Here is a 12,421-nt window from a genome sequence, read left to right as displayed (position 1 = left end):
GCCTTGGCCCTTTCAGATGGTGAGCGCCATATCGTCTCGGTGAATGAGCGCCGCGCGCCCGATATAGCCCAGTATGTCTTCAATCTCGTCGCTCTTATGCCCCTTGATCGCACGCGCCTCTTCCGCCGTATAACGGCTCAGCCCGTGGCCCAGCACGTTACATGCGGCATCGCAAATTTCGACAGGCTCGCCACGCCCGAATGTGCCGCGCACATCGGTCACCCCAGCTGGCAAGAGGCTCTTGCCCCGCGCCAGGGCGCGCACCGCACCGTCATCAAGTAAAATCCGCCCCTGCGGCTTCATCGAGGCAATCCAGCGCTTGCGCGCCACCTGTGGGTCGCCTTCGGCCGCAAAAAGCGTGTTTGCTGCGCCATTTTCAATAGATAGCAAAGGGTTATAAGGTGATCCGAGCGCGATAATCATCTCGCAGCCCGCTCCCGTGGCTGTCTTTGCTGCCAGCAGCTTGGTTTTCATCCCGCCTTTGCTCAGCCCTGTGCCGGCATCGCCTGCCATGGCTTCAATCTCGGGGGTAATCTTCTCGACACGCTCAAACCGTGTCGCCGTCGGGTCCAATGCGGGGCTCGCCGTGTAAAGTCCGTCAATGTCACTGAGCAACACCAGCAAATCCGCGCCAACAGTCACAGCCACCTGCGCTGCAAGGCGGTCATTGTCGCCATAGCGGATCTCGTCGGTGGCAACAGTGTCGTTCTCGTTCACAATCGGCACAACACCCAGGCTCAAAAGCTGCTCCAGCGTGGCGCGTGAGTTGAGATAGCGCCGCCTGTCGGCACTGTCCTCCAGCGTGACAAGCACCTGTCCTGTGATAATTCCGTGAGGCTGCAACACCTCTTCATAGGCCCGCGCAAGGCGGATTTGGCCCACTGCCGCCGCCGCCTGCGACTGTTCCAGCGCAAGCTCGACCCGTGGCAAGCCCAACACACCGCGCCCCAAAGCGATCGAGCCTGAAGACACGAGCACAACATCCTGCCCCCGCGCCTTCATCCGCGCCACATCTGCAGCCAGACTCGCAAGCCACTCTGCCTTCAGCCCGCCCTCCGCCGCATCCACAAGCAGCGCAGAGCCGATCTTGACAACAACGCGCCGCGCCGTGTTCAGGGTTGCCATGGCTGCGGCTCCTCTCCAAGAGCCGCCTCCGCTGCGCGCCCGGCATTGATCGTCGCTCTGAGCGCGCGCAACACATCGGTCACACCCTCGCCCGTTACGCCCGACATAAGCATAAGTTTCACGCCTGTCGCCGCTTCGATCTCGTCTTTGAGAAATTCGCGCTCTTCGGCGTCCAGCGCATCAATCTTGTTCAGCACAGTCACGCGCGGCTTCTCGGCCAGTTCTCCGCCATAGGCTTCAAGCTCACCAATGATGGTTCTATAATCGGCCACCGGGTCACCCGATGTGCCATCAATCAGATGCAAAAGCACCGCGCAGCGCTCGACATGGCCCAGAAAACGCACCCCGAGGCCAACGCCCTCATGCGCGCCCTCGATCAGGCCCGGAATATCCGCGATAACAAATTCCGCCCCGTCCACGCCCACAACCCCAAGGTTCGGGTGCAGCGTGGTAAACGGATAATCGGCAATCTTGGGCCGCGCATTGCTTGTTGCTGCCAGAAACGTGCTCTTGCCCGCGTTCGGAAGGCCCAACAAACCTGCATCCGCGATGAGCTTGAGGCGCAGCCAGATCGTGCGCTCGACACCCTCCTGCCCCGAGTTCGCCCGCCGTGGCGCCTGATTGGTCGAGGTCTTGAAATGCAGGTTGCCAAAGCCGCCGTTGCCACCCTTGGCAATGCGCAACCGCTGGCCAAGCTCGGTGAGGTCGGCAATCACCGTCTCACCGTCTTCTTCCAAAATCTCTGTGCCCACAGGCACACGCAATACAATATCGTCACCGTCCTTGCCCGTGCGCTGGCTGCCCATACCGGCCTGACCGTTGTTGGCAAAGAAGTGCTGCTGATAGCGAAAGTCGATCAGTGTGTTAAGCCCGTCAACAACCTCGATCCAGACATCACCACCTCGCCCGCCGTCACCGCCGTCAGGGCCGCCATATTCGATGAACTTCTCGCGACGGAAGCTGATACACCCGCCCCCGCCCGAGCCAGAGCGAATATAGACCTTTGCAAGATCAAGAAATTTCATAACGTCTCCTTAGCCCCGTTACGGTCTCCGTTTCGGAGCGCCGCTCAACCGAGTTTGCAAATATAAGTCCATGTCGGCACGGTCGTATTGCGCGCCACACAGAATGTTTCGGCATCGCCGATGTATTCAAAGCCAAGCTTCGTGAGAACCCGCGCCGAAGCGGGATTGTCCTGAAACACGCTGGCAAAAATCGTCTCACAGCCCTGCGGGTTCGCCTTGATCAGCGCTTCGACAGCTGCCGAAGCCACACCCGTATTCCAAAACGCCGGCGCAACCCAATATCCGATCTCGCTTTGGCTCCGGTCCATCCGCTTCAGGCTGATCAGCCCCGAAAGCTCCGGCCCGCCATCCTTACTTGCGTCAATCGCCCAGATATCCTCGCTCCGCGCCTCGCTCAGCGCCCGCGTGATGAACGCCTCGGTTTGCCCGGGCGGCAAAGGGTGCGCAATGCGGCTGGTGTTTGTCGCTACACGTGCATCGCCTGCGTAAAGCTCGATCAGCCCCGCATCCGCTAATTTAAGCGGTCGCAAGTCAAAATTCTTCTCACTTACAGTAACTTGAGGATCAATCTTCATGTCAGACATCTACATCATTCTCACAGAGCACATACATCACAGGACACATAGGCCAAAGCTGTAACAGAAATACTCAAACATAAGCTCCAATACGCAAAAAAGGGACCGGCTTTACAACCGATCCCTTGTTTTGACTTAAAACCTTAAGGTCGGGTTACTCCGCGGCCTCGGCTGCCGGAAGCACCGAAATAAAGGTGCGGCCCTTGAGGCCTTTGTGGAATTTCACATTACCGTTGGCTGTTGCGAAGATCGTGTGATCTTTGCCCATGCCTACGCCTGCGCCCGGCCAGAACTTTGTGCCGCGCTGACGCACGATGATGTTGCCACCGATGACAACTTCGCCACCGTATTTTTTTACGCCAAGGCGGCGACCCGCTGAGTCGCGACCGTTACGGGATGAACCGCCAGCTTTTTTATGTGCCATATCGTGTTCTCCTTATCCGACTTATTTCACAAGCGCTTTGGCTTGCTCAACCCAACCTTCACGCTCGATACGGCCTTTGAAGCTCAGCTTCTCGTCCATCTCGGCGATGTCATCTGCAGTCCATGCAGCGACTTGGGCAAATGTTGTTACGCCTGCTTCATGCAGTTTTTTCTCAAGGGCCGGGCCTACGCCTGACAGCACTTTAAGATCATCTGCACCGGCTTCGGCTTTAGCGGCCTTTGCAGGAGCGGCCTTTTTGGTTTCGGCTTTCGCTTCAGCCTTGGGCGCGGCTTTCTTGGCGGCGGGCTTCTTTTCGGCAGCAGCAATGGCCGCACCAGAAACAGAGCCGGCACCGATCGCGGCTTTCACACCGGTCTTGTCGCCACCTTTTTCAAGGATCTCGGTGATCCGCAGAAGCGTCAGCTTCTGACGGTGACCGACAGTGCGCTTTGATGAGTGCTTACGACGGCGCTTAACGAAGTTAATCACCTTCTTGCCTTTGATCTGGTCAATCACCTCGGCTTGAACGGCAGCGCCGTCAACCATAGGGGCGCCCACAACCGGCTTGTCGCCACCGAGCATCAGAATTTCGTTGAACTGGATTGTTTCACCAGCATCGGCTGCAAGTTTCTCAACACGGAGCACATCGCCCGATTGAACTTTATATTGCTTGCCGCCTGTTTTCAGGACCGCGAACATGGGTCTTTCCTTTTCATCATCCGCATTCTGTGGCCCTGCGTTTGCAGCGTTTTAGCAGGGATTTGCGCCCCACCGCCTCGAACAGCGCGCTCCTCTCGGGAGCGTCATTAATAATAAATCCGGAGCGGTTTCCCCCTCCGGCTGCGCGCTTATCGTGAATTCGCAGCCCCAAGTCAAGCGCGTATGGCAAAGAAACATCTCCGGCTGGCCGCTTTTCGCCCTTCAAGTCGGCACTAAAGGTCTTCGCCCAACATCTGCACCGAAACAGCCAACCCGATCGCATAGCTCAAGTCATCATAGAGTGCGCCGAAACCGTCAAAAATGGCATTGTTCAGCGCATGACCCTCCTCCGTTTGCGAAAACGCGGTATAGGCCGCAAGGTCTCCCTCGGGCAAACTGCCCAAAGACGCGCACAGATAGCCCGAAAGCCAGCTCTCCAGCGAAACCCGTATCTCCGGCAAGCGCCCTTGCACCTCGTCCAGCACCTCGCCTTCGCTCATCTCGAAGACACCACCGTCAACAAGCCCGTGATAAAACGCCAGATCAGAGTTCAGCGTGCCCGCAACATTGCGCTCCAGAATATCATTCACTTCGGCAAATTCAAGCAAGGCTTCCTTGCGCTCAGGCGGCTCAAGACAAGCCGCTTCCGCTTCTTCTTGCGCGCCCTCGGTCAGCAAATACCGCCGCGCATCAAGCTCGGCCTGCACAATGCGCTGACCCTGCTCGGTTTCGTAAAACCCGATCAGCGGCGCAATCTCGGTGTCACCGAAGCTCTCCTGCATGGTGCTGCGCAACCGTGCCTGCATCAGCTCGGTGTCATAAAGACGTTCGAGAATATCACTCCAGGCCGCACCGCCGCCGTCCGAAAGCATGGCCTCTCCAACCTCCTCGCCATAGTCCAGAAGCTCGTCGCGGATCACTTCGATCAGCGCGTCAGAGCCGAGCACCTCCAGCAAATCGTCCACAGGCTCCGCCTCGGCGGCAAGCGCCCAAACCGAAACGATAGCAAGAGCAAAAGCCCTCAAAGCTCCTGGCCCGGGCTTAACTCGGCCATGCGCAGCGCCAGCTTTTCATAGCGATCCGCCATAAGCGCATATTGCACGCCGTTCATAAGCTCATACACCTTCTGCATCACGGGATGCTCCAATGCGTCGGCATAGGCCTCAAGGTCATCATCCGTAAACGCCTCATAGATCCGCGCCGAGTTTGCCAGTGAGGCCGCCTTGATCTCAAGCGCCATCTCTGCCGCCTGCTCTTCCATCAGGCTGCGCAGGGTGGCTTCGTCGATACGGTTGATCACCCCCGCATCCGAGGCCGCAAGCAAAAAGCGGATCTGCACTTCCTGCGCCGCCTGAATGCCGATGTTCTCGGGGTCAATCGCAGTGTTCATCCGCTTGAAATACTCAAGCCGCGGACTGCCCTCTTCGACCATTTCAGCCACAAGCGCTTCCCCCCGAAGCACATCATCGGGCGTGTCTTCCGCCGCATGGGCCGCGTTTTCCACGGCCACCAGCCGCTGACCAAGGTCAGAGGCATAAAAATCCGCGGCATGGGTCAGCATCTCGTCACTCAGCGCCTTGCCAAGCAGATCCTTCGCATCCCGCCGTATCGCAGCAGGTTCGAACACCTCATCCGCCAGCATGGTCCAGCGCACGCCAAAATCATTTGCTTCCATACCAAGTATCTGCGGCGCGTTCGTTGCCCCCACACGCATGCTTTCAAGGGCGACATCAAAGCCCGTCACCTCCAGAAAAGTCTCAAGCTTTTGCTCGTCCGCCTGAGCCTGCGCGCCCGCGCCGGAAAGGCCAAAGAACAGGGTGCAAAGAAGAAGCGCAAACTGGCGCAAATCGGGTCGTATCATGGGGCCGCCTTTCAGGATCGGGTGTGCTTCCAACCTAGTGCAAACACAGCCCTGTTCAATCGAAAACACCCCGTAGAGGCGCGCGCATCCGCGAGAAACCGCCTGAAATACCCGATTGCAGACTCAGCACCGCTCGTTAACACTTGAACAAAGCTCCAAGCCCGAAAGCCCCCATGAAACGTCCTGTGCGCCTTCCCCCTCACATCCCCCAGACAGCGACCCTTCTGGTTCTGGGCCTCGCTGGCGCACTTACCGCACAGGCGCTCGGTCTGCCGCTGCCGTTTCTCCTCGGCTCGCTCCTCGCCACTGCCCCGGTGGCTATCTTTGCCAGCCGCCGCCTGCCTCTCGGTTACACGTTCCCAAGCAACATCCGCGTGCCGTTCATCGCCCTCATCGGGGCCATCATCGGCGCGCAGGTCACACCCGAGCTCGTCAGCTCCCTGCACGATCTGCTGCCCTCCATGGCCGCCATCATCGTCTTCGTCCTTTTCGCACAAGCGCTCAACTACTGGGTCTTTCGTACCCTTGGCGGCTATGACGCGCCCACTGCCTTCTACTCGGGCGCACCGGGCGGTCTGATCGAATCCATCACATTGGGCGAAGCCTCGGGAGCAGACCAGCCCACCCTCATCGCCCAGCAATTCCTGCGCATTATCCTTGTCATCACCCTTGTCCCGCTCGGCCTCTCGCTCTGGCTCGGCTACCCCGTCGGAAGCGCGGGCGGCCTCAGCTTCAACACCGTGCCCGTCACTTGGGTCATGTATCCGCAAGCCGCCGCCATCCTCGCGCTCGGCCTCGTTGCCGGCCGCGCGATAGGTCTGCCAGCATGGCAGCTCACCGGCGCGCTGCTCGCCTCGGCGGGCTTTGCGCTCATGGGGTCGCCCCTCGCCCTGCCAAACTGGGTCATCCTTCTCGCGCAGCTCGTCATCGGCGCCTCCCTCGGAATGCGTTTCGCCGGCCTGCAAATGCGCACCCTGCGCCGCTCGCTCTGGCTCTCGCTCGTCTCGGTCGGGCTCATGTCGCTCCTCGGCGCGGCCCTCGCCGCCCTGCTCATTGTGCCCACGGGCCAACCCTTCAAGACCCTCTTCATCACCTTCGCCCCCGGCGGGGTTAATGAAATGGCTCTCGTGGCACTTTCGCTCAAGGCAAACCCCGCCTTTGTCACCCTGCATCACATCTTTCGCATCATCGTCACCGTGCTGCTGCTCGGCTACGTTTCCAAACGCCTCTTCAATGCTCACGGAAAAGTTGACTGACGCCTGCATCACAGGTTATTGAACACTTGTTCATTTCGCGCAATGCGCACACATAAAGGGAGACCCGCCATGCACCTCACAGCCACAAAAGCCGTCATCACAGGCGGCGCATCAGGCCTCGGAGAGGCCACCGCACGGCACTTCCGCTCACTTGGCGCCGAAGTGACCCTGCTCGATCGTGATGTGGAGCGTGGCGAAGCCGTCGCCGCCGAGATCGGCGCACATTTCGCCGAAACAAACGTCACCGATGAAGCCAGCGTATCCGCCGCGACCGACACAGCGGTAAGCGCCATGGGCGGCCTCACCTGCGCCATCAACTGCGCAGGCATCGCGCCCCCCGCCAAAACACTGGGCAAAGACGGCCCGCACCCGCTCGCGCTCTACCAATCTGTCATCGACATCAACCTGGTTGGCTCCTTTAACGTCGCCCGCCTCGCCGCCGCCGCCATGGCCAAAGGCGCACCCGACAAAGCAGGCGAGCGCGGCGTGATCATCAACACCGCCTCCATCGCAGGCTTTGAAGGCCAAAAAGGCCAAGTCGCCTACGCCTCCTCCAAAGGCGGAATCCTCGGCATGGTCCTGCCCATGGCCCGTGACCTCGCGCGCGATGGCATCCGCGTCATGGCCATCGCCCCGGGTATCTTCGCCACTCCCATGCTCAAAGGCCTCCCGCAAGATGTGCAGGATGCCCTCGCCAAAGACGTCACCTGCCCACAACGCTTGGGCGACCCAGTTGAATACGCAAAGCTCGCCGCCTTCATCGTGGAATCAGGCTACCTCAACGGAACCTCGATCCGTATCGACGGAGCCTTGCGCATGCAGTGAGAGGTGGGCGGGCTTCTTATGCCGATAGCCGTCCTTGGCACGGGCTTCATAAAAGTCTGATATGCGCAACAAAGCGGCCATTGAAGATAGAGCTCGACTTCTCTTTGGCGGCCAAACGGATAACTTGGACCCTAGGGGCTGTGTTTACTATCTCTAACTGGGCGAGATGTGTGCTGAAACAGCCCCGGTACAGGAAGTCTTAGTGCTTCGCTGACGATTTTTCATCTCGGCGAGGAAGCTTAGCCCACCCGAAAAGTATAGTGGTTTTCGAGTGGGCTGCATTCCATCAAAGCGTGGATATGTATTACGACTGAAGGCGATCCAAGCGCATTTGAGCGGCGCGGCGGTGGCCTTCCATTCCTTCGGTCGCAGCTTGGCGTGCGGCGGGTGGCGCCACCTGCTTAACGCCCTCTGCCGTAAGCCACTGATGGGTCGCTATCTTGACGTATGTGCCAACCCACAAGCCGCCAGTATAGCGGCCTGCTGCCATCGTGGGCAGCGTGTGATTTGTGCCCGAACACTTGTCGGAATAGACCACACTGGCAAGTTCTCCGATGAAGAGCGAACCGTAATTACGGAGCTTCTGCGACAAGTTATGTGGGTCAGCGGTATGAACCTGCAAATGTTCTGCCGCAATGTAATCAGAGTAGGCAATCATAGCGGCCTCATCTTCACAAACGGCGATCTCGCCATAGTCACGCCAAGCGGTGCCAGCAGTTTCGGCGGTGGACAGACCGGTCAACTGCCGAGCAACCTCGGCGTCGACAGCCTTAGCCAGTTCCACATCCGTAGTGATCAGCCCGACTCGTGTGCGGACGTCGTGCTCGGCCTGGGCAAGCATGTCGGTCGCGATCATTTCAGCATCACCTGTACTGTCCGCTAGCACGAAAATCTCTGACGGTCCGGCCAGTTGATCAATCCCGATAGGACCGAAAACCTGCCGCTTGGCCTCGTTCACGAAAGCGTTTCCAGGTCCAACAATCTTGTCTGAACGTGGCACTGTCTCCGTTCCATAGGCCATTGCGGCGATGGCTTGGGCGCCACCGATGCGGAAAATGCGATCCGCGCCCGAAAGATGGCAACCCGCGATCATTGCAGGGTGCGCATTTGGTGGTAAGCAGGCGATCACTTCGTCTACTCCAGCAACCTTGGCAGGCACGATTGTCATGACCGGAGCCGACAGGAGCGGATAACGCCCACCCGGCACATAGCAACCCACGCGTTCCATCGGAATAACACGATGCCCCATATGCACACCGGGTAACGGCTCGACATCAAGCGGAAGAATAGTTGTCAACTGAGCTTCGGCAAAAGCACGCACGTTATCAATGGCAAACTGAGTGTCCGCACGACTTTGAGGGTCCAGCGCGTCCAGAGCGTCTTGCCTTTCCGCATTACTGACTTCGAAAGCATCAAGGGCGGAGTTATCAAATTTTTTGGCATATTCGCGCACAGCTTCATCGCCGCGCTCGCGTACAGCAGCCAGCACTTCGGATACAGTCTGCTCGACAGGTGCGTTGTCGGAGACAGCGCTCCGGCCGGGAGTTTTGACGTAGCTAACGCCCGGGAAAGAGTGGGGAGTATCGGTCATTGGAATACCTCTTGGTTTTGAAACCGGCTATCAAGCGGGTCTTGGTGAGTTTGAAACGGAAGTGTTGCTAGCCACCGACCAGTGCGGACAGGGTACGTGGCAAGGTAGTCGTGAGGAACGGAACGTAGGTGATGATAAGCACCACAAGAAATTCCATCATGATGAACGGGCGCACCTCGCGGATCAGCTCCTCAAGCCGGACTTTCCCAACTGCCGCTCCGATGAAAAGCCCAGAGCCAACAGGCGGTGTATTCAATCCCAACAGAAGATTAACACAAAAGATCACCCCGAAATGCACAGGATCAATTCCGTAGCTTTGTGAAATAGCTGCAAAAATTGGGCCAAAAATGATGATTGCCGGGAACAGGTCCAACACGACACCAATTAGCAAAAGAATGATATTCAACAGCAAGAGGAAGACGTATTTGTTATCTGTCACCGCCTCGAACCCGCTCGCGATCAGACGCGGCACACCTTGAGTGGCAAGTATGTAGCTAAGCACTGAACTGGTGGCCAAAAGTAGAAACATGATCGAGCTTGTTTTGGCCGTATTGAACAGCACCCCCGGAAGATCGGTGAAGCGTAATGTGCGTGTTACCGCCATACAAATTACAACAGCGTATATTGAAGCCACTGCTGCGGCCTCTGTCGCTGTGAATTCGCCGCTCAGGACACCAAAAATTATCAAGAGCGGCATGACCAGAACCAAAAGGCTCGCCCGGAACGTAGAGCCGATAAAGCTCCAAGAGTAGCGTTCGGTGCGCTTTTCATAACTCCGGGCACGTGAAATTTGATAATTCATCACCATAAGAGCCAGCGCCACCAGCAGGCCAGGTATGATCCCTGCAACAAACAGTTCACCAATAGACACGCCACCGACTGCCATTGCGTAGATGACAAAAGTTAGGCTGGGCGGAATGATTGGGCCAATCACCGATGAGGCAATCGTAATCGCAGTCGCGTAGGCACGGCTGTAACCGCGTTCAGCCATCGTAGGAATCAAGACCGAGCCGAGTGCTGTGGTGTCCGCCGAGGCAGACCCCGTAATTCCCGCAAAGAACACACTTGCCGCAATGTTAGTGTGCCCCATACCGCCACGGAACCGACCAACAAGGATGTCCGCAAAATCAGTCAGCGCGTGTGTCATGCGGCCTTTGAGCATAATTTCTCCCGCAAGCACGAACATCGGCACGGCAACCAGCACAAAGGAATCGATTCCAATGAACATAAAATGTTGCAGTAAAATCAGACTGTCTCCGCTGACCACCAAGGCCACCATACAGGCCATGCCAATAACGAAGGCAATCGGCATCCCCAGAGCCAGAAGAACAAGGAATGTTGCGCAAAGGGCAAAAAGAGTCATCGAGCGGCCTTCCAGTGAGCAAGGTCGATCAGCATGAGGCGCACCGAAACAAGAATAAACAACGCGCAGCTGGTCGGGATGGCGAGATTGGGAATAGCGCGACTGATACCGAGGCCGCCAGTAGTCAGATTCCAGACTGAATTGATTTTAAAATAGGCGCCGTAAATCACTGCTGCTGAAAAAATGATGATCAACAAATGCATCAGCGCGCTAATGGCGGCCCCCGTGCGTGCGCCCAAGCGATCTACCAATATTGTGATGCCAACATGCCCACGCTCGTTCAGCACATAGGCAGCAGCGAGCATCAGCCCCCAGATCATCAAAATCACGCTAAGTTCCTCGGGCCAGGAGAAGGCACCAATGGTAGCGCGTGCAACCACCTGAAGCCCTACGGCCAGCATAATTCCGGCCATACAAAGTCCGATTCCGTAACGCAATGCGCTGTCAAGAATGTTGAATATGGTTTTCACGACGCACCTTCAGATTTCCTGAAAAAGTTCAGGCCGATCCCCGCTGGGACCGGCCAAACTGAGTTCAACCTCAACGCCCCAAACGAGCTTCGATCGCGGCAACCTCAGCAAAAACCTTTTCAATGAGCGCCGGGTCGATCTTTTCACGCATCCAAGGCAACACGTTGGCCTGTGCCGCTTCGCGAAGGCGCTCTCGCTCGGCAGTTGCGATCGGACGAACATCAACACCGTTCTCGGCCAGCGTAGCCAATCCCTCAACACGGTTCCGGTAGGAGGCGATACCAAACTCAGCCGCAGCACCAATTTGCGCACCGCGCTTGAGAACTGCCTGCTGCTCGGCATCAAGAGACTGCCAGAAATTTTCGTTTACGAGGTAAAAGTTAACGACACCAATGCTGTTGTCCAGCGTCACGTTTTTCGCCACTTCGAAATACTTCTGATCCACCATAATGCCGATTGTATGGCCCAGTCCGTCGATTACGCCAGTCTTGATAGACGTGTAAATTTCTCCCCAGGACACAGGTGTCGCCGCAGCACCAAGCCCCTCCCACGCCTTGATTGTCAATTGACTGCTCGGGAGGGTCCGCAGCTTCAACCCGTCCAGATCTTCCAGCTTTTCAATGGGGCGGGTTTTGTTGATGAAATTATAAAAACCATAAGGGGAAGCAGCCAGCACGCGCACACCCAACTCGCCTGCCATAGCGTCATTAAGCTCTCCGAAGGTATCACTCGCGAAAAACTCTTTCATTACCAACTCGTCGGCAAACAGATAGGGTGTGAACCACGTCATCATCGGCGCATAGGCCCCAGTCAACGTCTCATCGCCCTGTGCCATTTTATTGATGCCCAGCATCGTGCCTTCCAACAACTTCTCCGTGTCGCCAAGCTGACCTGAGTGCAAAAGTTCAATGTCGATATCGCTCGATGCTTCAACATATTGCTCGAATGCCTGCCATCCCAGAGAATTCGCACCGGTCGGAGACTCGATGGTGCCGATTTGCAGCGTCATTTCGGCGGCGGTAACGGGGGCAGCAACTGCCATAAAGCCGCTCACGCCGAAAGCGGTCAAGGTAGCACGCAGGCTACTGCGGCCAGCATCTGTGGTTTTCATTGTCATGTTTCTTTCCTCCAAGCTGGTCGGCAGAACCAACTATCTCAAGTCGCCCCGACGAACTGCATCACTTTGTTATTCGCCTACACTCCAACG

Annotated in this window: 13 protein-coding genes; 2 read left to right on the top strand and 11 right to left on the bottom strand. The window is 57.4% G+C overall.

Annotated features, from left to right (window positions below; all coding sequences use genetic code 11):
* Window positions 1-12: 12 nt before the first annotated feature.
* The 7 genes from proB to OE750_RS02770 form a co-directional block, all read right to left on the bottom strand.
* Window positions 13-1,125 (bottom strand): glutamate 5-kinase, encoded by a 1,113-nt coding sequence (proB, locus tag OE750_RS02800; RefSeq protein WP_263761119.1) that lies wholly within the window; start codon window positions 1,123-1,125, stop codon window positions 13-15.
* A complete protein-coding gene (gene obgE / locus OE750_RS02795; protein ID WP_263761116.1) occupies window positions 1,113-2,150 on the bottom strand; it encodes a GTPase ObgE in 1,038 nt (345 codons plus the stop codon). Before obgE ends, proB begins: the two co-directional genes overlap by 13 nt.
* 44 nt (window positions 2,151-2,194) lie before the next feature.
* Window positions 2,195-2,734 (bottom strand): GNAT family N-acetyltransferase, encoded by a 540-nt coding sequence (locus OE750_RS02790; RefSeq protein ID WP_412176186.1) that lies wholly within the window; start codon window positions 2,732-2,734, stop codon window positions 2,195-2,197.
* 145 nt (window positions 2,735-2,879) lie between these two features.
* The gene (rpmA, locus tag OE750_RS02785; protein ID WP_263761113.1) at window positions 2,880-3,149 is read right to left on the bottom strand and encodes a 50S ribosomal protein L27; all 270 of its coding nucleotides are present in this window, start codon (window positions 3,147-3,149) and stop codon (window positions 2,880-2,882) included.
* A 21-nt stretch (window positions 3,150-3,170) separates the two neighbouring features.
* On the bottom strand, window positions 3,171-3,848 hold the full coding sequence (locus tag OE750_RS02780) for a 50S ribosomal protein L21 (protein WP_263761111.1): 678 nt from the start codon (window positions 3,846-3,848) through the stop codon (window positions 3,171-3,173).
* Window positions 3,849-4,081: 233 nt separating this feature from the next.
* On the bottom strand, window positions 4,082-4,873 hold the full coding sequence (locus OE750_RS02775; protein WP_263761109.1) for a DUF2059 domain-containing protein: 792 nt from the start codon (window positions 4,871-4,873) through the stop codon (window positions 4,082-4,084).
* Window positions 4,870-5,709 (bottom strand): DUF2059 domain-containing protein, encoded by an 840-nt coding sequence (locus OE750_RS02770; RefSeq protein ID WP_263761106.1) that lies wholly within the window; start codon window positions 5,707-5,709, stop codon window positions 4,870-4,872. Before OE750_RS02770 ends, OE750_RS02775 begins: the two co-directional genes overlap by 4 nt.
* A gap of 173 nt (window positions 5,710-5,882) precedes the next feature.
* Between OE750_RS02770 and OE750_RS02765 the strand changes: the two genes are divergently transcribed.
* Together OE750_RS02765 and OE750_RS02760 are read left to right on the top strand one after the other, a co-directional pair.
* Window positions 5,883-6,965, top strand: a complete 1,083-nt coding sequence (locus OE750_RS02765) for an AbrB family transcriptional regulator (RefSeq protein WP_263761103.1) — start codon at window positions 5,883-5,885, stop codon at window positions 6,963-6,965.
* Between the two features lie 69 nt (window positions 6,966-7,034).
* Window positions 7,035-7,790 carry an SDR family NAD(P)-dependent oxidoreductase gene (locus tag OE750_RS02760; RefSeq protein ID WP_263761101.1) on the top strand — a complete coding sequence of 252 codons (756 nt, stop codon included), beginning with the start codon at window positions 7,035-7,037 and terminating at the stop codon, window positions 7,788-7,790.
* Between the two features lie 304 nt (window positions 7,791-8,094).
* On the opposite strand, the gene hisD is transcribed toward OE750_RS02760, so the two are convergent.
* From hisD to OE750_RS02740, 4 genes are all read right to left on the bottom strand, one after another.
* Window positions 8,095-9,381 (bottom strand): histidinol dehydrogenase, encoded by a 1,287-nt coding sequence (gene hisD, locus OE750_RS02755; RefSeq protein ID WP_263761099.1) that lies wholly within the window; start codon window positions 9,379-9,381, stop codon window positions 8,095-8,097.
* A gap of 67 nt (window positions 9,382-9,448) precedes the next feature.
* The gene (locus OE750_RS02750; RefSeq protein ID WP_263761097.1) at window positions 9,449-10,744 is read right to left on the bottom strand and encodes a TRAP transporter large permease; all 1,296 of its coding nucleotides are present in this window, start codon (window positions 10,742-10,744) and stop codon (window positions 9,449-9,451) included.
* Window positions 10,741-11,157, bottom strand: coding sequence for a TRAP transporter small permease (locus tag OE750_RS02745; RefSeq protein WP_263761095.1), 417 nt, complete (start codon window positions 11,155-11,157; stop codon window positions 10,741-10,743). Before OE750_RS02745 ends, OE750_RS02750 begins: the two co-directional genes overlap by 4 nt.
* A gap of 127 nt (window positions 11,158-11,284) precedes the next feature.
* Window positions 11,285-12,331, bottom strand: coding sequence for a TRAP transporter substrate-binding protein (locus OE750_RS02740; protein WP_263761093.1), 1,047 nt, complete (start codon window positions 12,329-12,331; stop codon window positions 11,285-11,287).
* Window positions 12,332-12,421 lie beyond the last annotated feature (90 nt).

The organism is Lentibacter sp. XHP0401 (assembly GCF_025751535.1).
Lineage (GTDB): Bacteria > Pseudomonadota > Alphaproteobacteria > Rhodobacterales > Rhodobacteraceae > Lentibacter.
The sequence above is the reverse complement of the archived record's forward strand: the minus strand, read 5'-3'. Positions and strand labels throughout refer to the sequence as shown.